20 protein-coding genes are annotated in these 19,916 nt (G+C 59.3%); 10 read left to right on the top strand and 10 right to left on the bottom strand.

Features of this window, described 5'->3' with window-relative positions:
- Positions 1–44: 44 nt before the first annotated feature.
- The 5 genes from J2W46_RS21355 to J2W46_RS21335 all read left to right on the top strand — a co-directional run bounded on the left by J2W46_RS21355 (position 45) and on the right by J2W46_RS21335 (position 5,795).
- Positions 45–1,481 (top strand): glutamine synthetase family protein, encoded by a 1,437-nt coding sequence (locus J2W46_RS21355; RefSeq protein ID WP_088175609.1) that lies wholly within the window; start codon positions 45–47, stop codon positions 1,479–1,481.
- A 28-nt stretch (positions 1,482–1,509) separates the two neighbouring features.
- Positions 1,510–1,833, top strand: coding sequence for a 2Fe-2S iron-sulfur cluster-binding protein (locus J2W46_RS21350; protein ID WP_020068898.1), 324 nt, complete (start codon positions 1,510–1,512; stop codon positions 1,831–1,833).
- Positions 1,834–1,837: 4 nt separating this feature from the next.
- Positions 1,838–3,097, top strand: a complete 1,260-nt coding sequence (locus tag J2W46_RS21345; RefSeq protein WP_310355921.1) for an NAD(P)/FAD-dependent oxidoreductase — start codon at positions 1,838–1,840, stop codon at positions 3,095–3,097.
- A 15-nt stretch (positions 3,098–3,112) separates the two neighbouring features.
- Positions 3,113–4,087 (top strand): LysR substrate-binding domain-containing protein, encoded by a 975-nt coding sequence (locus tag J2W46_RS21340; protein ID WP_214881845.1) that lies wholly within the window; start codon positions 3,113–3,115, stop codon positions 4,085–4,087.
- Between the two features lie 346 nt (positions 4,088–4,433).
- Complete coding sequence (locus J2W46_RS21335; RefSeq protein ID WP_310355920.1) at positions 4,434–5,795, top strand: MFS transporter; 1,362 nt, start codon at positions 4,434–4,436, stop codon at positions 5,793–5,795.
- Between the two features lie 56 nt (positions 5,796–5,851).
- Here J2W46_RS21335 and J2W46_RS21330 read toward each other — a convergent pair whose 3' ends face one another.
- Positions 5,852–6,403 (bottom strand): 4-hydroxylaminobenzoate lyase, encoded by a 552-nt coding sequence (locus tag J2W46_RS21330; protein ID WP_310355918.1) that lies wholly within the window; start codon positions 6,401–6,403, stop codon positions 5,852–5,854.
- A 454-nt stretch (positions 6,404–6,857) separates the two neighbouring features.
- On the opposite strand from J2W46_RS21330, the gene J2W46_RS21325 reads away from it, so the two are divergent.
- The 3 genes from J2W46_RS21325 to J2W46_RS21315 all read left to right on the top strand — a co-directional run bounded on the left by J2W46_RS21325 (position 6,858) and on the right by J2W46_RS21315 (position 10,015).
- The gene (locus J2W46_RS21325; protein ID WP_310355916.1) at positions 6,858–7,988 is read left to right on the top strand and encodes a porin; all 1,131 of its coding nucleotides are present in this window, start codon (positions 6,858–6,860) and stop codon (positions 7,986–7,988) included.
- Positions 7,989–8,138: 150 nt separating this feature from the next.
- On the top strand, positions 8,139–8,840 hold the full coding sequence (locus J2W46_RS21320; RefSeq protein ID WP_310355914.1) for a nitroreductase: 702 nt from the start codon (positions 8,139–8,141) through the stop codon (positions 8,838–8,840).
- Between the two features lie 491 nt (positions 8,841–9,331).
- Positions 9,332–10,015, top strand: coding sequence for an HD domain-containing protein (locus J2W46_RS21315; RefSeq protein ID WP_027778075.1), 684 nt, complete (start codon positions 9,332–9,334; stop codon positions 10,013–10,015).
- 14 nt (positions 10,016–10,029) lie between these two features.
- Here J2W46_RS21315 and J2W46_RS21310 read toward each other — a convergent pair whose 3' ends face one another.
- Genes J2W46_RS21310 through J2W46_RS21295 form a run of 4 tightly spaced genes read right to left on the bottom strand, consistent with a single transcriptional unit; the run spans position 10,030 to position 13,803 of the window.
- Entirely contained in the window at positions 10,030–10,872 is an 843-nt protein-coding gene (locus J2W46_RS21310) for an amidohydrolase family protein (protein WP_310355912.1), read from the bottom strand.
- The gene (locus J2W46_RS21305; RefSeq protein ID WP_310355910.1) at positions 10,869–11,717 is read right to left on the bottom strand and encodes a sugar phosphate isomerase/epimerase family protein; all 849 of its coding nucleotides are present in this window, start codon (positions 11,715–11,717) and stop codon (positions 10,869–10,871) included. Before J2W46_RS21305 ends, J2W46_RS21310 begins: the two co-directional genes overlap by 4 nt.
- Positions 11,714–12,454 carry an SDR family NAD(P)-dependent oxidoreductase gene (locus J2W46_RS21300; RefSeq protein WP_310355909.1) on the bottom strand — a complete coding sequence of 247 codons (741 nt, stop codon included), beginning with the start codon at positions 12,452–12,454 and terminating at the stop codon, positions 11,714–11,716. The genes J2W46_RS21305 and J2W46_RS21300 overlap by 4 nt, the downstream gene beginning before the upstream one ends.
- A gap of 32 nt (positions 12,455–12,486) precedes the next feature.
- Positions 12,487–13,803: an MFS transporter gene (locus J2W46_RS21295; protein WP_020068909.1), complete on the bottom strand. Its 1,317-nt coding sequence runs from the start codon at positions 13,801–13,803 to the stop codon at positions 12,487–12,489.
- A 216-nt stretch (positions 13,804–14,019) separates the two neighbouring features.
- On the opposite strand from J2W46_RS21295, the gene J2W46_RS21290 reads away from it, so the two are divergent.
- Positions 14,020–14,934, top strand: a complete 915-nt coding sequence (locus J2W46_RS21290; protein ID WP_310355908.1) for a LysR family transcriptional regulator — start codon at positions 14,020–14,022, stop codon at positions 14,932–14,934.
- A 220-nt stretch (positions 14,935–15,154) separates the two neighbouring features.
- On the opposite strand, the gene J2W46_RS21285 is transcribed toward J2W46_RS21290, so the two are convergent.
- The 5 genes from J2W46_RS21285 to J2W46_RS21265 all read right to left on the bottom strand — a co-directional run bounded on the left by J2W46_RS21285 (position 15,155) and on the right by J2W46_RS21265 (position 18,259).
- Positions 15,155–16,018, bottom strand: coding sequence for a hypothetical protein (locus J2W46_RS21285; RefSeq protein WP_027804773.1), 864 nt, complete (start codon positions 16,016–16,018; stop codon positions 15,155–15,157).
- Between the two features lie 82 nt (positions 16,019–16,100).
- Complete coding sequence (locus J2W46_RS21280) at positions 16,101–16,316, bottom strand: hypothetical protein (protein WP_193610986.1); 216 nt, start codon at positions 16,314–16,316, stop codon at positions 16,101–16,103.
- A gap of 283 nt (positions 16,317–16,599) precedes the next feature.
- Complete coding sequence (locus J2W46_RS21275; protein ID WP_020068912.1) at positions 16,600–16,824, bottom strand: hypothetical protein; 225 nt, start codon at positions 16,822–16,824, stop codon at positions 16,600–16,602.
- Between the two features lie 289 nt (positions 16,825–17,113).
- Positions 17,114–17,317, bottom strand: coding sequence for a cold-shock protein (locus J2W46_RS21270; RefSeq protein WP_006047703.1), 204 nt, complete (start codon positions 17,315–17,317; stop codon positions 17,114–17,116).
- A gap of 306 nt (positions 17,318–17,623) precedes the next feature.
- Positions 17,624–18,259 (bottom strand): LysE family translocator, encoded by a 636-nt coding sequence (locus J2W46_RS21265; protein WP_027804774.1) that lies wholly within the window; start codon positions 18,257–18,259, stop codon positions 17,624–17,626.
- Between the two features lie 337 nt (positions 18,260–18,596).
- On the opposite strand from J2W46_RS21265, the gene J2W46_RS21260 reads away from it, so the two are divergent.
- On the top strand, positions 18,597–19,790 hold the full coding sequence (locus J2W46_RS21260; RefSeq protein WP_310355903.1) for a serine hydrolase: 1,194 nt from the start codon (positions 18,597–18,599) through the stop codon (positions 19,788–19,790).
- Positions 19,791–19,916: the final 126 nt, after the last annotated feature.

Below are 19,916 nucleotides of genomic sequence, written 5' to 3'. Positions count from 1 at the left end.
CAACCGGAACGGAGCGCGCGGCTTTCAGGCTGCGCGAAAGAGACATGTCTTTCGTTAAAACCCATGGTCTTTGGACCGACGCGCAGAACGCGGCCTTCGTGCAGCTTCTGGAGCGGCTGAAGGAAAGTGCGGTACAGGTCGTGCGATTCTCGTTTCCCGACCAGCATGGACTGTTGCGCGGCAAGACGCTTGTCGTCGCCGATGCAATCAAAGCCTTCGAATCCGGCGTGACACTGACGAGCACATTGCTTGCCAAGGATACGTCGCATCGCACCGTGTTTCCGGTGTTTACCGCAGGCGGCGGATTCGGCATGCCCGAGATGCAGGGAGCGTGCGACACGCTGATGATCGCCGATCCGCAGACGTTTCGAATTTTGCCTTGGGCACCGCATACAGGCTGGGTGCTCTGCGATCTGTACTTCCCTAACGGCAGGCCCGTGCCCTTCGGCACGCGGCATCTATTCCGCCGCGCGCTGGAGCGGCTCGCGAACCAGGGGTTCGAACTGGTCAGCGGCCTCGAAGTCGAGTTTCATGTATTCAAGCTCACGAACCCGAATATGAAGCCCGAGCATTCTGGCCAGCCCGGCCTGCCGCCCGATGTCGAACTGCTGTCGCACGGCTACCAGTATCTGACCGAGCTGCGATACGACGCCGTAGATCACGTCATGGAAATGCTGCGTAATGGGATCGACGGGCTTGAGCTTCCCGTGCGGTCACTCGAAGTCGAGTACGGACCGAGTCAGTTCGAGTTCACCTTTGCGCCGACGAAGGGAATCAAAAGCGCCGACGACATGATCCTCTTTCGCAGCGCCGTCAAACAGATATGCCAGCGCAACGGCTATCACGCGACTTTCATGTGCCGGCCGCGCATTCCGAACGTGGTGTCGAGCGGATGGCATCTGCACCAGTCGCTCGTGCATATCGACAATGGCAGCAACGCATTCATGCCGTCCGATGCAACTGCGCCGCTTTCGTCTGTGGGGCAAGCGTACCTTGCGGGTCTGCTCGCTCATGCGCAAGCGGCTACTGCTTTATCGACGCCGACAATCAACGGCTACAGGCGGTATCGGCCCTATTCGAATGCGCCCGATCGCGCGAATTGGGGATGTGACAACCGCGGCGTCATGCTGCGCGTGCTGGGCGGTCCGAACGATCCGGCGACGCGCGTGGAGAACCGCGTCGGCGAACCTACGGCGAACCCGTATCTGTATTTCGGCTCGCAGGTGCTATCGGGGCTCGACGGGTTGCAGCGCAAGCTGGAGTTGCCGCCTTCAGCGGATACACCGTATGAGACTGAAGCGCAATCGCTGCCCCGTTCACTCGGCGACGCGCTCGACGCACTGCGTGCGGACGAATGCCTGCGCGAAGGTTTCGGCGGCGCCTTCATCGACTACTTCTGCAAGCTCAAGGAGGCGGAGATCAACCGCTTCAATCTCGAAGTAACCGACTGGGAACACCGCGAGTACTTCGAAACGTTTTGAGTGCGCCCAATCATCAAGGAGACATGTGATGCCTATCGTCACTTATATTCTGCGCGACGGTAAACGCACTGAAATAGAAGTGCCCGCCGGTACCAGCGTGATGGAGGCCGCGATCCATAACAATGTGCGCGGCATCGAGGCCGAGTGTGGCGGGTGCCTGTCGTGCGCGACATGCCACGTCTATATCGACCCTTCTTCGACGGCCGAGCTTTCGGCGCCCGACGATGCAGAGGAGGAACTGCTCGAAGGCGTAGCGGCCGAACGTCGTCCGGAAAGCCGGCTCAGTTGCCAGCTCGTCGTTGCATCGACGATGAGCGGACTTGTCGTGCGGATACCCGAAAAGCAGGGATGAGATCATGAAACCCAGGCTTGTGATTGTCGGCGCGTCGTACGCGGGGCTGCAACTCGCGGCATCCGCGAGAGAGTCGGGTCACGACGGCGATATCGTGCTGATCGGCGACGAACCTCACGCGCCCTATCAGCGTCCGCCGTTATCCAAAGGTTTTCTGACGGGCAGCTTCGCGGAAGAACGCCTGCCGCTGCGCTCGCCGGCGTTTTACGGCGAAATGCGAATTCAATGGATGCCTTCGACGCGCGCGCTGCGCATCGACCGCGAACGCAAACAAATCGAGTTGCACGACGGTGCGCGGCTCGCCTACGACCATCTCGCGCTGACCACAGGCGCGCGTGTGCGCAAGCTCGATTGCAAAGGCGCGTCGCACGATGCGGTTCACTACTTGCGAGATCTGCGCGATGCAAGACGCCTCGTTGAGCGCACGCAAACCGCGCGGCGTGCGGTCGTGGTGGGCGGCGGATACATCGGCCTCGAAGCGGCGGCATCGCTGCGTCAGAAAGGCCTCGATGTCACGGTCGTGGAGACCGAGGCGCGCGTGCTTGCGCGTGTTGCTTCACCATCTATCTCCGTCGTCATGCACCGCGCTCATACAAGGCACGGTGTGTCGCTTGCGCTGGGACGGAAAGTAGTCGCTATTCACGATGTAGCAGACGGCGTCGCCGTCGACCTGGACGACGGTGCGCGGTTGTCGTGCGATCTCGTCGTAGTCGGCATTGGCGTGCTACCGAATACAGAACTCGCTGCGGGCTGCGGATTGGATGTGGCGGGCGGCATCGTCGTGGATGCGTGTGCGCGCACCAGCGACCCGTCAATCGTCGCCGCCGGCGATTGTGCGGCTTTTGTGCCGTACTGGGCGCCGGCGGGCAGCGCCGCCTGCCGCATCGAGTCGGTGCAGAACGCAAACGATATGGCGAGGACAGCAGCGGCATCGGTCCTCGGGCGACGCGAGCCCTATCGCGCGGTGCCCTGGTTCTGGTCGGATCAATACGATCTGAAGCTGCAAATGGCCGGCGTCAATACGGGGTTCACCGATTTCGCGGTGCGCGGCTCTGTCGACGAAGGCAAGTTTTCGCTGTTCTACTTTCGCGACGACAGGCTCGTTGCTGTGGACAGCATCAACCGGCCGCAAGACCATATGCTCGCACGCAAGCTGCTCTCAACCGGTACGCGGCTAAGCGTAGAAGACGTGAACGATCCCGGGTTCGACCTCAAGGCATTCGCGAACCGCGACGCCGGCGTCGCGCATGGAGCGGCATCATGAGAGCGGGTGAGAGCCATGTCCGCTAACCGCATCGACCTCAATTTGCTGCGCGTGTTCGACGCGGTATTCGAGGACCGCAACCTCGCGCTGGCGGGCAAGCGTCTGAACCTGAGTCAGTCAGCCATCAGCCATGCGCTCGCGCGCATGCGTGAGGTAGTCGGCGACGATCTGTTCGTGCGCACCGCGAGAGGAATGGAGCCGACCGTGCGTGCGTTACGCATGGCAGGCCAGGTGCGCGGCGCGTTACAGCAGATCGTGGCCGCGTTGGGTGTGGACGACTTCGATCCGCAGGTCGCGCAACGCAAGTTTGTCGTGGCCGCCAACGACTACATCACGTCCCTCGTATTGGGGCGGCTGAGTCAGCGCCTGTGCGCGGAAGCGCCGCTCGCGGACCTGGTCGTTCGGCCGTCTACGCGGCTCGACCTGGCAGGGCAGATCGACGTCGGTCGAATCGATATTGCAATCGGCATCTTCGCCGACGTACCAGCGCGCTTTCGCTCGATGGCGTTGTGGGAGCAGACAGACGTACTGCTGGTGAACCGCGACCATCCGATTGCCGAGCGGGCGGTTACGCAGCAAGATCTTCTCGCGTATCCACTCGTGGCGATCTCGCAAGGCGGCTCGGAAGAGGGTGCCGTAAGCGGCTTTATTGTCGAACGTGGCCTGGCGCGGCAGTCCGAAATGTTCGATCGCGATGCGCTCAACCGCGCGTTCGCCGACACGCCCGACATGCCGCGCATGCGCATGTCCGTCGCGCACTCGCTTGCGATTCCCGCGCTGCTCCGCCACAGCGAGATGCTCGCACTGGTTCCGTCGTCGCTTGCTCGGGAACTCGAACGTTATGGCGAACTGAAGATGTGCGCAACGCCCTATGAATGCCCCAACGTGACGGTGCGCGCTGTTTGGCATGAGCGCAATGACGCCGATCCAGCGCTGCAATGGCTGAGACAACAGCTTGCGGATGTCGCGAGACAGGTTCGTACCGGCTGAACCCGTTCGTTCAAGATACCTATGCAAACAATTCACTGCTCGCGAGCTGGCGAGCAGTGCTGCGTCAACATCGCCGAAACCCTGCAAAACGCGGCCTTTTTTAGCATAACGCGCACATATCGCGCGAACGAATCGGCGATGCGCGTTCGTGTTGATTGCCGTCTTTGCGCGATTCGCCGGGTTGTAGAGGTGTTTCGGCGATCCTAAGCTTGGTCCCCGTCGATACCTGCCATCTCATCAGGTATCGGCACTCTGGCGAACCGCGAGAGCGGATGGCTTTTCAATCAAACCGGCAAGCGTCACAACGAGCGGGCCGCGCCGGCAGTTCAATCTCCGCGAGGACGCAATGGAAGAGACAAGACCAGTCGATGTACAAGTGCTCATCAACGAGCATCCCTTTTCGCCATTTCAGCGGCTCATATTTGCAATGTGCTTCCTGATCGTGCTGATGGACGGATTCGATACGGCCGCGATCGGTTTTATCGCACCTTCGCTACTGCAGGAATGGCACATCGGCAAAGCAGCGCTCGCCCCGGTGCTCAGTGCGGCACTGTTCGGTCTCGCGTGCGGCGCGTTGCTTTCGGGTCCGCTCTCAGACAGGTTGGGGCGGCGTGTCGTGTTGACCTCGGCGGTGCTGCTATTCGGCGTATCGTGCTTCGGCTCCGCCTTCGCATTCGACCTGACGCAGCTGACAACACTGCGCTTCATTACGGGCGTCGGACTCGGCGCGGCAATGCCGAATGCCGTCACGCTGATGAGTGAGTTCTGTCCGGACAAGCGTCGGGCGACAATCGTCAATCTGATGTTCTGCGGATTTCCATTGGGCGCTGCACTCGGCGGGTTTCTGGCGGCATGGATGATTCCGCATTTCGGCTGGCGCAGCGTACTGCTGTTCGGCGGCGCGGTGCCCTTGCTGTTGTGGGTGCTTCTTATGCTCAAGTTGCCCGAGTCGATTCGCTATATGGTCGCGAAACGACAACCGGCCATCAAGATTCGCAAAGTACTGGTTCAGATCAGCGCGAGTGTGAATGCCGCGGAGTCTTTCATCATGCGCGAAACCGTGGAACACGCGGCGGGCAGCGGTGGCATTCGTATAGCGCTCTCGCGTTCGTTCCTCGTGGGTTCGTTGATGTTATGGCTGTGCTATTTCATGGGCCTCGTGATCTTCTATGGCCTTGTCAACTGGATGCCGGTTCTGCTCAAGGAAGCAGGGCTGAGCCCGCAGCGAGCGGCGCTGGTTTCCGCGCTGTTTCCGCTTGGCGGCGTAGGCACAGTGCTATGCGGGATGCTGATGGACCGCTTCAATCCCAATCGCGTCGTAGCCGCTGCCTATGCGCTCGGCGCGGTCAGTGTGTACGCAATCGGGCAGGCGGTCGGCAATCTCGGGCTGCTGATGTGCGCGGTGTTCGTCGCGGGCGCGTTAGTGAATACGGCACAGGCGTCGATGCCTGCGCTCGCCGCGGCCTTCTATCCCACGGCGGGGCGCGGGACAGGCGTTGCGTGGATGCTCGGTGTCGGGCGCTTCGGCGGAATTGCCGGTTCGTTTCTCGTCGCGGAGTTGTCCCGACAGCAAGTCGGTCTGGAAAGCATCTTTACGGTGGTCGCCATAGCGGGCGCAGTGTCGTGCGTCGCGTTACTGATCAAGCAGGCAACGAGTTCGAGTACGACCGCAGTGGAATCATCGGAACGTGAATCGCTTGTGCATTGACGGCAGGCAGTGAGCAGGAACAAACAGGCGAGCCTCGAGTGAGGCTCGCTTTACTTTCATTTCGCGGGCGCGTCGTAGTTGTACGAGATGCGGCCTGCCGGCAGGAAAAAGAGCGCAATCACGGCGCCGCCTTTCGCCTCGGGATAGTGATGACTGCCCGGCGCGGGCGCCGTCCAACCGCCATAGCACCAGCCGTTCGGCCCGGCGAGCGCGGCGCCTTCGTCCACTGGCACGACCATATTGAACTCGCCATACGGGTGAGCATGATAGTCGCCGCGGAAGCTGTTCTCCGGATTGTTTTGCGTGTTACCGGTGCTATCCATCAGCACTGCGGTGATGCTGAAAAAGAAGGTCTTCGCGCACGGCTCGACAAGTCGAGCGCGCCGATATCGGGGGCCCGAGATTTCGACGTCGGCCGCCCAACCCTCTTGCACGCCGATCCTGATCAGCCGCGCAAGATCCTTATACAAATCGCTATCGACGCCGTACTTCGAGTTCAGCCATTGCTCGACGTCTGTATTCGTCGTCATGTCTTTCACTTCCTCAAGAAAGGGCAGACAGCGTGCGACGAGTTGATCCTTATTGCTGATGATTGCAGTTTGCGACATTCCAGTTTCTCCTTGATGTGCATGCCGTATTCACGATGCCATAGGGGAGACGGCTAATGAAGCGAACTTTCTGCAACGCCGGATTGCACGCGATGCATATGAGGCCGGGAGTCTTGAACGTCGTGCGTGAGGCGCGGAACGCATCGATTCACATTGTTCAATATTGGATTGAAGACATTTCAGGGCAGAACTGCATCTGAGGCGTCGTTGGCGGATGTTCGTTTTTTCAATTGAGACTTTGTGAGTGCTTAGGACCATTGAGAGAAAACGTGGCTTGCCTGCTTGAATCGGAGAAGGATTTGCCCGACGCATTTTCTCTCTTCATTGCGGACGGCCTCTCGCTTTAGGGGTTTCCCCGTTGTCGTGTTCATTGGCCGACTTTAATCTCGCCGCCATGCATTCGTGACGAGCAGCTTCGTCATTCAAACAAACGAGACGCGGTCCAGGAGACTTCATGAAATATGGCAGGGCGGTGATATTGGCGGCGGGACTGTTCAGCGCTTCGGCATTTGCACAAAGCAGCGTGACGCTCTACGGCGTGTTGGATACGGGCGTCGAATACGTGTCCCACGCGAATGCAGCAGGAGGTTATGTCGTGCGCATGCCGGGCATCACCGGGGAATTGCCGTCGCGCTGGGGGATGCGTGGTTCTGAAGACCTCGGCAGTGGACTCAAGGCGTCGTTCGTTCTTGAAAGCGGCTTCAACTTGCGTGGCGGCGACTCGGGGCAGGGCGGCCGTCTGTTCGGACGACAGGCGTGGGTGGGACTGGAAGGGCCATGGGGTGCTCTGAGTTTCGGCCGCCAGTACACGATGACGTACTGGGCCATTTCCGATGCGGATATTCTCGGCCCCGACATCTATGGCATCGGCGCACTTGACGCGTATATACCGAACGCCAGAAGTGATAACACCATCGTCTACAAGGGCAAGTTCCGCGGCGTGACGATCGGCGCGTCATGGTCGTTTGGACGCGACAGTACGGGCACGGGCAATTCGCCAGGGCAAGGCACTTGCGCAGGTCAGGTGCCCGGCGATGTCAACCAGTGCCGCCAATGGAGCGCGATGCTCAAGTACGACGGCGCCTACTTTGGCGTCGCCACCGCCTACGACGAGCAGCGTGGCGGCACCAATGCGGCGGCCAACTTCTTTGACGGCGTAGTGCCTTTCAAGACATCTTCTAGCGGCGATAAGGACGCGCGTCTTCAGGCAAATGGTTATGTGAATGTTGCGGGCGTAAAGCTCGGCGCAGGATGGTTAGGTCGTCGCGTAGAAAGCGATGCGCCCGGCGGCGACGTGCACTCAGATCTTTTCTTTATTGGGGCGCAGTACTACGTGACCCCCGCATTTGCGCTTGATGGAGAGGCGTATCGCGTGCTCGTCGAGCAGCACAATGCACGTGCAACCATGGCGAGCATGCGGGCGACTTACTTCCTGTCGAAGAGAACAGCGGTATACGGCAACGTGGCTTATCTATGGAACAGCGCGCACGCGCGCTATTCGGTCAGCGCGGGCGGTGGCGGGACGACGCCTGCGCCGGGCGTCGGACAGCTAGGAGCAATCGTGGGTATGCGGCACACGTTCTGATCCGATGCAGTACCTCAACTTTTCACGGTATCGCGATGTGTTCAGTTGCGATGCCTTTTACGATGCGGATTCGCATCCATCTATGCAGCCGCCACGCGCTTCGTTATCTGCAAGTGGTGTTGGCGGCACACTATCCATTGGCATTGACCTATGAGAACCGACCGTAACACCAACCCTGACGCGCGTGTGGTTGACTCGGTGATTCGATCACGCCGGGCCGTCAGAGCCTTTAGACCCGATCCAATTGCGCGACACGTCATTGACCAGATTCTCGAAGTGGCAAGCTGCGCCCCGAGCAATTCGAACACCCAGCCCTGGCGGGTCGATGTTCTCGCGGGACCGGCAAAGTCCGCTTTGAGCAATGTTCTGAAGCAGGCACACGAAGAGAATCGCCATCCTCCGCTCACGCACATGCCCGAGGTCTTGCCGGAAGCGATGAGAAGAAGGCAGGAAGCGTTTGGCGCCGCATATTACGGTGTGCTCGGTGTGCCCAAGCATGATGTGCAACAGCGTGCGCGTGTGACTGCGAGAAACTTCGATTTCTTTGGCGCGCCTGTGGGCCTGATCTTTTCAATCGATTCAGCGCTGACAAAGTTCAGCTGGCTGGATTACGGCATCTTTATACAGACCGTCATGGTGGCAGCACAAGCGGTAGATCTCGACACGTGTCCGCAGGTTTCGTTTGCGAGATTCCAGAACGTGATTGCGGAACACCTGGCGCTTCCTGCGAACTATGAAGTGGTGTGCGGAATGAGTATGGGATTGTCTGACTGCGACTCCCCTGTCAGCCGTCTGGAAACAGGACGCGAACCCGTTGAGAACTTCGCGCGGTTCCTGGGGTTCGATTCGTAGTGGCTGTTCGTCTCCTGTCGTCGCGCATCCGCCTCGGATGAGGCGGATGGCCCCTGCGTACGAGAGGCCGCAGGCGCGCAAATTGGTTCAGCGGGCCACATGGTCAAACCGGTCACAAGCGATCAATCGTGAACACCGAAATGCATGGCATGCAACTCACCATGAATTGAAAAGCAGCCTCGTGCAGCGTGACCACGTGCTTCGTCCTGTTGAGACCCTGCCAGGCCCGCACACACCGGCCTTGGCAGAAAACACTGTTTTGTTGGCCGTGTTCCGGGCATCAATCGAATTGAAAGTCGGCTGTCGCGGTCCGATACTTGGCTTGTGGTTTTCCTTTGACGAAGTACTCGGCGATAGACACATCGGCTGGACTAACGCGTGAAAGACTGGCAATCCGAACTCCGGGGCAGGCATGTCCCGATTCTCAACATAGCTTGCTGAGCCGCTCATAAGACGCGCGGTTCGATCAGGCAGATATTGGAGCAACGAACATGACGACGATCGCAGGAATCAAGATCCCCGATAGCAAATTGGCGCGTGCGGCCACCGAACTCGTTCGCGACACGGAGTCGGACCTGCTTTTCCACCACTCGACTCGCGTGTTTCTTTTCGGCGCTCTCACCGGCGAGCGCAAGCAATTGAAGTATGACCCCGAGCTTCTGTACATCGGCGCCATGTTCCACGATATGGGGCTTACCGAACAATTCAGGACGTCACAGAACCGCTTCGAGGTGGACAGCGCGAATGCAGCGCGTAGCTTCCTCGAGCAGCACGGTATTCCCGAAGGAGATGTCGACCTCGTGTGGGACGCGATTGCGTTGCATACCACGCCGGGTATCCCGCCATTCAAGAAGCCGGTGGTTCAACTGGTGACGGCAGGCGTCGAAATGGACGTGCTCGGCTTTGCATTTGACGAATTCACCGAGGAACAGCGCAAGGTGGTGGTTGCTGCTCACCCTCGCGGAGAGAACTTCAAGGAGCAGATCATCAACGCCTTTAACGATGGAATGAAGCACCGTCCGGACTCGACCTTTGGCACTGTCAACGACGACGTGCTTGCGCTGAAGGACGTGGGTTTCCGTCGGAAGAACTTCTGCAGCATCATTCTTGGGAATGCGTGGAACGATTCGAATTACGCGTGCACTTGCAACGATCCGGCACATAAGCACGGTTGAACACGCATGCATGACTAACGCGTAGCGGAAGCTTCAAAGCCAAAGAGCCGGCGAGGCGTGTCCCACAACACTCGTCGGCGTTCGTCGGCATCTGGAATCAGGCGCTCGACGAGCGTGAGCAGCGGAGCGTAATCAATCCGCACTGGCGAGCGCAGAAACGGCCAGTCGGAACCCCACACACAACGATCCGGCCCAAACGTGCTGAGAAGCCGCGTCGCGAAGGTCTGCGCGTCTTCATATGGGTATTCGAGCTGCGAAAATTTTTGCAACCCGGAGATTTTGACGACGATGCGATCCGAGTCGGCCAGACGGAGAAGCGTCTGGAAGCCCCGCTGCTTCATGCCGGCCGCAATGTCCGGCCGACCGCAGTGGTCGATCAGTATTCGCGTCGCCGTACGTTCGATTAGCGGCTCGAGTGCGACCAACTGATCGCCCGTTACCTGAATCTGCGCGAACATATCGAGGTCGGCCAGGATATTGAAGAGCGCGTCGGCATCACGCATGGCATCGACGCCCAGCATCGCCGGATTAAAGGCCGCGCCAACCACGCCCGCGCGTTTCATCTCGATCATGTCTTCGCGGCTCGCATTGTGGTCCACCACGGTGATGCCTTTGAAGCGGGTGCCATAACGCGCCAGCGCATCCAGCATGCAGCGATTGTCGGTGCCGTAGCCACTGGTCGGTCCTACGAGCAACGCGTGTTGCACACCGCATGCGTCCATCACATGGGCAAACTGCGCAGCGGTGCCGATTTCCTGCATCGATGGTTTGTACGCGGTGTCGGCGCGATAGGGAAAGCGAGCGGGATCGAAAATATGGTTGTGACAGTCGATCTTTTTTTCGTCGAAGATAGTCATTGACAAGACGCTCCGCGAGATTCGCGCCGAAGGCGCGCGGCATCGAGCATATTGCGTGTGCTTCGATACGCGAGTTTGAGGCGATCTCTCGCAGGCAGCCACGGCAACGGCATTTCCACACTAAAAGCGGTATCGGCAGGCAGCGCGTCCAGCAATTCGCTTAGCGGCAGCGCCCCTTCGCCTGGCGGCAAGCGGCCTGTGCGCGCTTCGAGAATCGTCGCGTCGTCTCCTACCGGATCGTTCGGCGAGGCGTCGCACAGTTGCACCGCGCGCACCATGCCGGCGGGCAATGCGCGGACGTCGTCCGGATTGCCGCCCGAACGCGTGAGATGCAATGCGTCGACGAGAACGGCGAGGTTTGCGCTCCCCACGCTCTCCACGATCGACCGCGCCTGCTGCAAGGTGGCGACGTGGCGCCAGCGCATGAATTCCAGATCGACACGCAAGCCATACTGTTCCGCGATTTCGCACAGAGCCGCCAGGTTGGCGGCGAGCCGCGACGCGTTGGGATCGTCGCCCGAAACCGTCACGCACCTGGCACCCAGGTCGGCCGCCGCATCGAACATGGGCGCATACGATGCCACGTCGACATCGGGCAGCATTGGAATGAACTCGACGTCATGCACCGTCATACCTTCGCCGACAAGTACACGCCGCAGATCGAGATGCGCCGGGCTGCCCACAGGCGAGGCATAGGCAATCGCACCTGGTGAAGTCGGATTGAACCTGAGCCCAACTGCGTCGAACCCGGCGCGAGCGGCTTCGACCACCCATTCCGTAGGCGCAAGTTCAAGCGCGGTGAGATGCGCGACTGCAAGCTTCGGTGCTGCAATGATGGCGTTCAATACGTGGCCCTCCCACCTGTCAGATCGAAGGTAAAGCCGCTCGTAAAACTGCATTCGGGGCTGGCGATCCAGCTTACCATCGCACCGACCTCGTCGATCTGCAGGAAACGGCCCATTGGAATCTTGGCCTTGCTCGCCTCGATATGAGCGTTGGACATCTCGCTCAAAAGCTCGGTTTCGACCATTGCGGGCGCGACGCAGTTGATGAGTACATTGTCCTTTGCCAGTTCTTTGGCGGCCGCCTTGGTGAACGCTATGACACCTGCTTTCGCCGCCGAGTAGCCTGAGATGAACTGGACGCCTTCTTTGCCGGCAATCGAGGCCACATTGACAATGCGGCCGCCGCCGCGCGCGCGCATGTGCGGAATCGCGACCCGGCAGCAATAGAACACGCTGTTCAGGTCCACTGCTATCACGCGCTGCCAGGCGTCCACTGGATACTCCCAACACGGCGCTACCGGCCCATTGATCCCTGCGTTATTGACGAGGATATCCACCTGCCCAAGCGTACCGAGCGTGGCCGCGAAAGCCTGTTCGACCGAACTGATGGAGGCGACGTCCACCTGTTGAATGTGATCAGGCTCAAACTGCAGCCGTTGCGCGCCGCAGTCGCTCACATCGAGGTCCCACACCGCCACGCGTGCGCCGTCCGCTTTCAGTTTTTGCGCGATGCCGAGCCCGATGCCGCGCGCGGCGCCTGTGACGATGGCGACTTTCCCGTCGAGAGAGCGAGTCATATGGGGTTCTTTCCTTTGCTGAAAAATGTTGTTCACAACTCGATACGTTTGATATCGCCAACCACGAAGATGTACGAAAGTGCCCCGGCTAGCGTGACGGCTGAGATGAAGCCCAACGCATAAACGAACGAACCTGTTGCGTTGACAATCAGTCCGATTACGAGCGGCGTGACGATGCCCGCCGCATTCGCGAAGAGATTGAAAATGCCGCCGCTCAAACCAAGCAATCCCTTTGGCGCAATGTCGGAAACGATCATCCAGGCGAGTGCGGACATGCCCTGTGCAAAGTAGGCGACGCAAAGAATCGCAATAACCGTTGCCGTCGATTCCACGTAGTTCGCGAGGACTATGCTCGATGCGGCGAGCAGACCGGCGATAACGGGCAGCTTGCGCGACCAGTTGAGGGAAATACCCCGCCGCAACATGGAGTCGGAGATCCAGCCGCCTGCAAGTGTGCCCACCGATGCGGCGATGAACGGAAGCACAGCAATCAGCCCGACCTTCAACCACGGCATATGGCGCTCTGTCACGAGGTAAGTCGGGAACCATGTGAGAAAGAACACGTTGGTCGAATTGCAAGCGAACTGGCCCACACAAATGCCGAGCATGCTTCGCCGTTTCAGGAGTGCACCAATGTCGGCCCAGCGGAAATGAGTAGCTTTCTGGCTGCCGTCTACGACGCCGCCTCCGTTCGCGATGTAGTCCAGCTCGGCCCGATTTGCGCTCTTCGATTGATGCGGCTCGTGAAAACGCATCAGCCAGATGCCGCCGAACAGCACTCCGACCGTTCCGACAATGCCGAATAGCGCACGCCATCCATATTGCTGTTCGAGCCAGAACAGCAAGGGACTCAGGAAGGCCAGCCCGACGTATTCCGCGAATGTGTAAATGCCGGTTGCGCGGGCGCGCTCGCTTTGCGGGAACCAGATAGCGACTACCCGGCTGTTAGTCGGAAAGCACGGCGCTTCAGCAACGCCTATCAGTAGACGCATGATCAGCAGCGATATGAAGCCGGTCGCCAACCCCTGCAATCCCGTGAAGAGAGACCAGAGCGTGAGCGCGAAGAAATAGGTCCACCGTGTGCCGACGCGGTCCAGCATCACGCCGCCGGGAATCTGTGATGCCGTGTATGTCCAGGAGAACGCCGAAAAGATCACGCCCATTAGCGCCGGATTAAGGCCGAGTTCGTGACTCATGCTCGGCGCGGCAATTCCGGCGACGCTACGGTCCAGATAGTTGATCATTGTGCCGATCGCGAGCAGCGCAAGTATCTGGAAGCGGGCTCGGGTTCTCCGCGTCGCGGTGGCAACGTTGATCGTCGCGTCTGCGGACTGGGTTGCGTGATTCATCGTGTCTCCATCCTGTTCTCTTTGGTGCGTTCTTCGCGGCGCCCGTTTCCGCTGCGTGCGGCTTGCAGACTGCGGGCGTTATGCGTGTCGCGCAATGCGGGGAGTCAGGCTCCCGTTGAACAGATACTAGGGATTTACCGCAAGCCTGTCGTATGCCGAGTTTCAGCTACCCTATAACTTTTTGTTAATAGGCCGGCTACGCGGCACGGAGAACGCATGCGGTTCAAGCTCAGGCAGATGGAGGTATTTCGTGCGGTCATGCTGACGGGGTCCATCAACGCCGCAGCAAAAATGCTCTACGTGTCGCAGCCTGCTGTGAGTAAGCTCATCTCTCACACGGAGACGAACCTCGGCCTGCGGCTTTTCGAGCGGGCGAAAGGCCGGCTGGTACCCACTGCGGAGGCGCAGGCGCTATTCAGGGAAGTCGAGCAGGTCTACCAAGCGGCACTCTCAGTCGACGAATTCGCGCGGGCGCTGTCGCTCGGGCCCGCTAGTTTGTTGCGGGTGTCCTGCAGCCCGTCGTTGGCGACGTCGATCGTTGCACCCGCGATCGTCGAATTGAAACGGCAATTGCCAGGCTTGAGCGTGGACTGGCATACCACGCTTATGGCGGACATGCCGCTCGAGGTGCTGAGTAAGGCCGTGGATGTGGCGGTGACATCGATGCCGATCGAACATGAACACCTCGACGTCGTGCCGTTCATGCGTGGCAGGATGGTCTGCGTCGTGCCGCCTCGTCATCGTCTGGCCGAAGCGGAGCCCATTGCGCTCGCCGATCTCGTTGGTGAGCCGATGATTCTTTTCAGGCGCGATATTCCGTTCGGCACGATGATCGCGCGCGCATGCCAGCAAGCCAATGTAGAACTGCAATCCGTCGTAGATGTGACGCGCGCAGACCAGGCGCTGGCGCTGGTGAAGGGCGGTCTCGGATTAGCCATTGTCGACGAGTTCGCCGCAGACGATCACGGCCTCGTCATACGTCCGTTGATCGAGGAGCTGGAGCTCGTTGCAACCTTTGTCTATTCGAAGTTCTCCCCTCCGTCACGCAACACGACACTGCTAATGCACGCGGTTTATAAGCAGGCGCAACGCCTTAGCCGCCATATTGCCGGTGTGCCGCTGCCGGCGTAGTCAAATGTTCGGCTTTGGCTTGGGAGATCTGGCATTCGCTGGGGTGCGCTCACACGCACGATTGACGAAACGGTAGTTCAGATAGAGCTCCGGTCTTTCGGCAACGGCACTAGAAAGAGACGCGGAGAACTGAAGTCCGCGCGAAGCGAACCTCAGTTCTTTTGAAACGAGCCAATCAGCAGCCGGACAACTTGCCGGGCTGCTGCGGCCCATAAACGGCTTACTGCTTCGTCACCTGGCCGTAGGCAATCACCGAGTTATCGGCTGCCTTGATCAGATAGACGATCGAACGTTGATACAGCGTCGTGCTGCCGGTAACGGGCAGGAACGTGATAGCGGCGTTACCGGAGTAAGTCGTTCCGGAAGCCAGCAAGCAGGTACTCGTGGTGCCGCTCACCGTCATCGTGTAGAGGTTCTTGTTCGAACCCGGCGTCGTCAATGTCAGCGTCCCAGTGACGGCGCAGCCGGAGAGGTTGCCGGTGAAGCCGCCGGCGGCGTCAATGGTCAGCGTCGTCCCACTTTGCGCCCACGTTCCCGTTACGCTCGATTGCGTGACGGCAAGCGCGTTCGCCGGATCGTAGTTCAATGCCAGGTTCACCGTTTGGCCGTTGGCGACATAGCTGCCGTTCAAGGTTTGCTTCGCGCTGTACGTTCCGCTTCCCGACGAGGCCGTATAGCGGAAGCCACCTGTGCTCTCGAAACCGCTCGTCAATGTCCAGTTCGGCTCCGCGGGTGCCGCGATGCCGAAGAAGGTCGATGTGACGACCGTGAAGATGCCGCTCAGGTAGGAGATGTTGTTCGCCGGGTCCACCATGGCGGTCGTCCGCGAGGACGAGGAAGTCGTCCAGATGCCCTCGAAGCCATTGCCCGTGGCGGCAGTCGAGCCGGCCTGCGGGGACGTCAGGCTGGGCAGCGACTCGCCCGCGACGACGGGCGCCGACGAGGGCGCCGGTGCGCTGGCACTCGTGGCCGGCGCAGCGGTTTGAGCAGGCGGCGAACTGTCGCCTCCGCCACCGCCGCACGCAGCGAGCGTAAATGAACCGAACGCGGCAATGACTAAAGGTAGTTTTTCTTTCATTTTCATTATGATATTTAGCGTGCGGACCGTAGCTTCCGCAAAATGATTGTTGAACTCTCGATATGCCCGCGCAGAATCGCGCACCGATTTAAACGGCAGCAAAAGAAAAATCTTTAGTATTTTTTGAAGAAGCGTCTTTCAACTTCGAATGCTTTATTTGCGGTGGGTCTGTATGTGCGCGCTTTGAATGCATTGCGCATAAAACGAACGACAGATAGTCTCGCTGTTCGGAAGAGAAGCGACTCGTGCCGCGCGCCAATTGAGTTTGTTTTCCGACGGAGATGAATGCCTCGACTTCAGGCATTCATTCGTCATTCAGGGGGGGCGCAATAGTCCGCGCAAGCTTCGCAAAGCTATTGGGCGCCGGGACGCGTATCGCTAATGCGATGTTCCCGGAGCCGCCAGTTTCTTGACGTAGGAGTGCCGGTGCAGGCGGGGTAGCGATCTGAGCGATCGCTTGAAGGAAGAGTTGCCTGCGCTGAAACGAATATTAGATGCAGCCGTCATGCTAACGGCTAAAGAGTTCGTCTGAACTCCGTTTGCGAGACGCAGGCATTCGCGGCCGGTTTCGCCGCGCTAAATGTGCGTCAACCGCGTGTATCGACCCATTCGTGCGCCCAACGTGCGGAGTGCTGCAATGCCTGCTCTTCGTCGGTGAAGTAGTCGAGCGAATAGAACTGGTAAAGCCCTTCAGCGCGTGCGCTGTCGGCGCGCTCGAGCAAAAGGTTGGACGAGAATGTACCGTCGGGCAAGCGATGCGCCGATGGTTTGATGGCATAGCCGTTGTAAAGGTGAATTTGTTGGTTTTGCATTTTATATTTTAATAATGTGCGAGTGCGCCTGCCGTGCGAACTTCTATTGAGTCGCGCGGACGAGTCGATTCAAAGCCATTGCGAGCCGAATCAGAACGCAGTCGGAAAGCTACAGAGGGCGTTCAAGCCGAGGGGAGAATGAGGAGCAACGAGGCGATTGGCGCTTGAGCGAGCTGCCCTGATACATGCAACTCAAAAGCGATTCGCGCCAACTGTGGGAGACAAAGCTCCGCGAGGATGTCGCTGCAGCCCGATGTCCGTTGCCGGACACCGAGCCCTTCAAACTAGCTTACAGCGGCGTGATGTTGGCCGCTTGCAGACCCTTCGGGCCTTGCTTCGTTTCGAAGCTCACCTTCTGATTTTCAGCGAGCGTCTTGAAGCCGTTGCCGCTGATTTCGGAGAAGTGCGCGAACAGGTCGTCGCCGCCCTTGTCCGGGGTGATGAAGCCAAAGCCTTTGCTGTCGTTGAACCACTTAACGGTACCGGTATCCATGAAGAATCCTTGAGGAAATAAAATTGAAAATGTGCTCTGTGAAGGAGCGTTAGAAGCGTCAAGGAGGGAGAGGACAACGAATACCGCTGAGAGAGCGAGACATTGATGAACAGCAATCGAACTTCTTGAACTTCGGGTGCCACAGTAACCGCTCCGGCACAGCAGCGTCAACAGTTAACTTGTAACTGTTCTGTTGGGCGGCTCCATTGAGCGCGGCGAAGGCGCCGCAATGCGGCCCCGCTAGCGGCTTGCCCTTGTCTTCACCTGTCGCCGCGACCATCGGTACGCGGCTGACGCGAGGATGATTTAGATGCCGACCTTGTGCGCGGTCACAATCAGACGCAAGCCAAGCGCGGCCACCGCGCTTGCGGCGACACGATCGATCCACGCCTTCCATTGCAGATAGATCTCGCGCGGACGCCTGCTCGAAAAGCACAGCGCGACGACTGTGTACCAGCCTGCTTCGATGGCGAAGATCGCGGGCGGCAATGCAAAGTAGCACCACAGCGGCGGATGTTGCGGCAACAGCGCCGCGAAGATACTGCCGTAATAGACCGCCGTCTTCGGATTGCTCAGTTGGGTACTAAGGCCGATCCAGAACGATTTGCGCGGATTCGTGGTAACGGTTTGCGTGGCGTCGAACGCGAGCGGTTTGGCGGCGCCGCGCCAGATCTTCGAGGCCAGATAGATCAGATAAAGCCCGCCGGCTACTTTGAGCCCGATGTAAAGCCATTCGACGGTAGCGAGCAACGTATATAAGCCGAGCAGCGCAATGCCGCTAAAGAAGACCCCGCCAATGCCCATGCCGAGCGCCGTCGCAAGACCATCGCCGCGAGACAGACCGATCGCATTGCGCGCGACGATGACAAAGCTCGGTCCCGGACTCATTGCGCCTAATAACAGCGCGGCGAGAATGGTGAGAATAGCGGTCGATGCTGGCATGGCAGTGTCTCCGTCGGTTGCATATGAATAGCGCGTGTTGTCCAAACATAGCATGAGAGCGCGGCTCTCATCTAACAAGCAGTACAAGCAGTGTAAAGACATACGCATTCGCTGCAAGCAACATTATGCGAATGCTAGAATCGGCTTCGATATGTTAAAGCTGCCTTAGAACACTGAGGCAGGCGGACGCAATTCCTGCTATCGCGACGAATTCCGCTTCATACAGGCGCCTTTGATCGTGCAAGCGATCTTCCATGATATCTACGAGTCGTTGTTGACTGTGCGCCAATTCCGTTCTCCGAATAACCGGCGCACGCGGCACAGAACCTGAAGTTGCATGCCATACCGCCCACAAACTCCTACATTTGCTTTTGGTTCTTCTGCCTGGCTCCGCTATATCGCGATATTTGGCCTCTTGTGGCTGAGCATCGGCTGGACATTCGGCGCGACTCACGAGTCTCCACGGCATTCTTCGCTTGGCTATACGCGTAACGTGAAAAAAGTCACGACTGGCGAGACGCGGCGGCGCGTCACACGCAGGCGCAAGCATGTCACCGACGACGAGCGTTCACCGCACGCGAGCAAGCTCACGCCCAAGTCGCGCCGTCAGGCATCGCGCACCGCACGCGAGCCGCGCGCTTCCAGACACCCTGCCAAACTGGCTGCGCATCGCAACCGGCGGCCTGCGTCGGCCGCACGCGTAATCGCTAATGCAACGCTTTCGGCTCGTACGAAGCATGCGAGCCTTCGTCTTTTGCCTCGCTGCGGATATACGCCCAGGTCGCGCGCATTGCTACGGTCGCGTTCAGTCTTCGTTGTCGATGAAAGAACGCACACGGTGCTCGCAGAAAAGCAGGCCGATCGCGTCATGCCAATTGCTTCGATATCCAAACTAATGACGGCCGTCGTGTCGCTCGATGCAAGGCGCTCACTGAATGAGCCGCTCAACGTTACTGTTCAGGATCAGGACTTCGACAAGTTCACCGGATCACGGCTTAGCGTTGGTTCGGTGCTGCCGCGCGATGACATGCTGCATATCGCGCTGATGTCGTCGGAGAATCGCGCTGCCGCGGCGTTGAGCCGCGATTACGCCGGCGGCCGGCCGAGCTTTGTCGCCGCGATGAATGCGAAGGCGCGCGCACTCGGCATGCGGCACACGCGGTTCGTAAATGGCACGGGGCTGTCACCGCAAAACGTATCGACGGCGCGAGATCTTGCTCGCCTCGTGGCTGCCGCGAGCCGCTATCCGTTGATCCGCGCTTATTCGACCGACCGGGATCAATTAGTGTTTCCCGGCGGACCGCGCACGCGTTTGAGTTATCACAACTCGAATGCGCTCGTGCGGGGCGGCGACCGGTCGATCGTATTGCAGAAAACAGGGTTCATTAACGAAGCGGGGCACTGCGTCGTCGTGCGAATGATCGTGCACGGCAGGGCGATCGACATTGTCGTGCTGGGTGCGCCGGGTCCACGAGATCATATCGCGGACGTGATCACGATTCGCCGCTGGCTGCGTTGCTCATTGCACTGACTAATGACTCATGCCCGCGCTTTTCTGCAGGCGCAAAAAAAGCCCGCGCAAGGCGGGCTCAACTACTCGGAGTTTCGCGATCCAGTCGCTAGACGGATCACTTTCAGTCTAGGTGAAAGCTTTACG

The organism is Paraburkholderia strydomiana (assembly GCF_031456815.1).
Taxonomy (GTDB): domain Bacteria; phylum Pseudomonadota; class Gammaproteobacteria; order Burkholderiales; family Burkholderiaceae; genus Paraburkholderia; species Paraburkholderia caledonica.
The sequence above is the reverse complement of the archived record's forward strand: the minus strand, read 5'-3'. Positions and strand labels throughout refer to the sequence as shown.

What these genes read in the sequence shown, in the direction of transcription:
- J2W46_RS21355 (WP_088175609.1), top strand. Translation starts at nt 45, where the DNA reads ATGTCTTTCGTTAAAACCCATGGTCTTTGGACCGACGCGCAGAACGCG.
- J2W46_RS21350 (WP_020068898.1), top strand. Translation starts at nt 1,510, where the DNA reads ATGCCTATCGTCACTTATATTCTGCGCGACGGTAAACGCACTGAAATA.
- J2W46_RS21345 (WP_310355921.1), top strand. Translation starts at nt 1,838, where the DNA reads ATGAAACCCAGGCTTGTGATTGTCGGCGCGTCGTACGCGGGGCTGCAA.
- J2W46_RS21340 (WP_214881845.1), top strand. Translation starts at nt 3,113, where the DNA reads ATGTCCGCTAACCGCATCGACCTCAATTTGCTGCGCGTGTTCGACGCG.
- J2W46_RS21335 (WP_310355920.1), top strand. Translation starts at nt 4,434, where the DNA reads ATGGAAGAGACAAGACCAGTCGATGTACAAGTGCTCATCAACGAGCAT.
- J2W46_RS21330 (WP_310355918.1), bottom strand. Translation starts at nt 6,403, where the DNA reads ATGTCGCAAACTGCAATCATCAGCAATAAGGATCAACTCGTCGCACGC.
- J2W46_RS21325 (WP_310355916.1), top strand. Translation starts at nt 6,858, where the DNA reads ATGAAATATGGCAGGGCGGTGATATTGGCGGCGGGACTGTTCAGCGCT.
- J2W46_RS21320 (WP_310355914.1), top strand. Translation starts at nt 8,139, where the DNA reads ATGAGAACCGACCGTAACACCAACCCTGACGCGCGTGTGGTTGACTCG.
- J2W46_RS21315 (WP_027778075.1), top strand. Translation starts at nt 9,332, where the DNA reads ATGACGACGATCGCAGGAATCAAGATCCCCGATAGCAAATTGGCGCGT.
- J2W46_RS21310 (WP_310355912.1), bottom strand. Translation starts at nt 10,872, where the DNA reads ATGACTATCTTCGACGAAAAAAAGATCGACTGTCACAACCATATTTTC.
- J2W46_RS21300 (WP_310355909.1), bottom strand. Translation starts at nt 12,454, where the DNA reads ATGACTCGCTCTCTCGACGGGAAAGTCGCCATCGTCACAGGCGCCGCG.
- J2W46_RS21295 (WP_020068909.1), bottom strand. Translation starts at nt 13,803, where the DNA reads ATGAATCACGCAACCCAGTCCGCAGACGCGACGATCAACGTTGCCACC.
- J2W46_RS21290 (WP_310355908.1), top strand. Translation starts at nt 14,020, where the DNA reads ATGCGGTTCAAGCTCAGGCAGATGGAGGTATTTCGTGCGGTCATGCTG.
- J2W46_RS21285 (WP_027804773.1), bottom strand. Translation starts at nt 16,018, where the DNA reads ATGAAAATGAAAGAAAAACTACCTTTAGTCATTGCCGCGTTCGGTTCA.
- J2W46_RS21280 (WP_193610986.1), bottom strand. Translation starts at nt 16,316, where the DNA reads ATGCCTGAAGTCGAGGCATTCATCTCCGTCGGAAAACAAACTCAATTG.
- J2W46_RS21275 (WP_020068912.1), bottom strand. Translation starts at nt 16,824, where the DNA reads ATGCAAAACCAACAAATTCACCTTTACAACGGCTATGCCATCAAACCA.
- J2W46_RS21270 (WP_006047703.1), bottom strand. Translation starts at nt 17,317, where the DNA reads ATGGATACCGGTACCGTTAAGTGGTTCAACGACAGCAAAGGCTTTGGC.
- J2W46_RS21265 (WP_027804774.1), bottom strand. Translation starts at nt 18,259, where the DNA reads ATGCCAGCATCGACCGCTATTCTCACCATTCTCGCCGCGCTGTTATTA.
- J2W46_RS21260 (WP_310355903.1), top strand. Translation starts at nt 18,597, where the DNA reads ATGCCATACCGCCCACAAACTCCTACATTTGCTTTTGGTTCTTCTGCC.